1 protein-coding gene is annotated in these 1,545 nt (G+C 62.1%); it reads right to left on the bottom strand.

The features are described 5' to 3' along the window. Nucleotides 1–145: 145 nt before the first annotated feature. Nucleotides 146–1,545 (bottom strand): asparagine synthetase B family protein (locus WBR57_RS24765; protein ID WP_424087516.1); only part of this gene is annotated, 1,400 nt, incomplete at its 5' end.

The raw sequence follows: 1,545 nt of genomic DNA, 5'->3' as shown, positions 1-1,545 counted from the left end.
CCAAATCTATGGATCGAAACTTCCTCTCGCCTCGGTCACGGCGAGGTGAAGTTTTTATCCGGCATCTGCGGACTCGAAATCCGCAATTATACTGCCCCCTTCGGTCGCCGGCACAGGTAACGAACGCGCGTTATATGGGTAGACGTCACGGCGCGAGGGCGGCTTGAGGCTTGACCTCCAGGCGCGCCAGCACTAGTCGCAGCCACCGGCGCGACACGAGGCCTTTTGATTGCGTGGAATTACCGGCCGAGGATTGAGTTTCTCCGGCCGCAGCTCTCATCCAAGCCCCGGTTGGTACTCCAAAACCGGTCTTCGCGCGCCTGATGATTTCGTCTGGCAGTGGGAGTGAAGGAGACATTGCGAGAGCTTCCTTGCCAGCGCCGGGTACCATGCCGGCTATGACAGGGGCGAGAGACCTCAACAGGCTCGCATCCACGAGCGGCACACGAATTTCGAGGCTGTGCGCCATGCCCGCCCAGTCGGCGTCGCGTAACAGCTGATTGCGCATGTAATGGGATGATTCGAGCGCGCAGATGCGCGCGACGTTCGAGCCGGGATCGGGCACGAGGCTTTTGGCGAGACGGCCCAGCGGGTCGAGGCGATGCAGACCCTCGCGAGCCACATCTGCGTCCATCATCTCACTCAATTCGTGCGGAAGAAACAGGCCGCGCCGCAGGAGATATGCGCCGGCCCAGCTTCCCGCATATTCGAAGAAGGCCGTGGCCTTGGGCCGGGCTGACGTCAGACTTGGGAGTGCTGCTCGAATGAGCGTGCGTGCTAGCCGACCGATCCCAAGGCCCGCTGTGAACCGTCCGAAACGCCGCCACCGAGGTAACTCTACAAAGCTCGGATATCCTGCGAAGAGTTCATCTCCGCCGAGGCCCGAGATCGCGACCTTGAGACCGGCCTCGCGCGAAGCCTTAGAGACAAACCACGTGTTCACGCCGTCGATCGAAGGCTGGTCCATGGACTCGAGAATGGCCGGAAGATCCTGGCGAAACTCCCGCTCGCCGACGTAGCGCACGATATGATGCGCGCCGTAGCGCTCGGCCACGCGAGCTGCGAGCGGCGCCTCGTCTTCCGAGGTGTTTTGGAATTCCTCGAACGCTAGCGTGATGGCGCGAATTTCGCTTTGACCTGCATCCCTCATGAGGCCCAGAAGCGCGCCCGAATCTACCCCTGCCGACAAAAACGCGCCAACCTCGACGTCGGCCAGCAGATGCGCCTTCACACTGTCCAATACAACTTGTCGCACTAATGCCGCCGACTCGGCCTGTGGGATGGAGGGCTGTGCCGCCGCATCGGCGAGGATCGCGGCTAGATTGGCGAAGCACTTGGCCTCGCGCGGCCCGGCCGCGTCGATCCACTGGGTATGGCCGGCGGGCAGTGAACGAATTTCCCGATAAAGCGAGAAAGGCTCGGGTACACTTCCATATAAATGAAACCCGACCAGCCCTGCTGGTTCCGGATCGCGCGAAACGCCCCCGCCTGCGAGCAGCGCCTTGACTTGCGAGGCGAAGCGAAACGTCCAGCCGTCGTTCGCCG

The organism is Pseudomonas sp. (assembly GCF_049590575.1).
Classification (GTDB): domain Bacteria; phylum Pseudomonadota; class Gammaproteobacteria; order Pseudomonadales; family Pseudomonadaceae; genus Aquipseudomonas.
The sequence above is the reverse complement of the archived record's forward strand: the minus strand, read 5'-3'. Positions and strand labels throughout refer to the sequence as shown.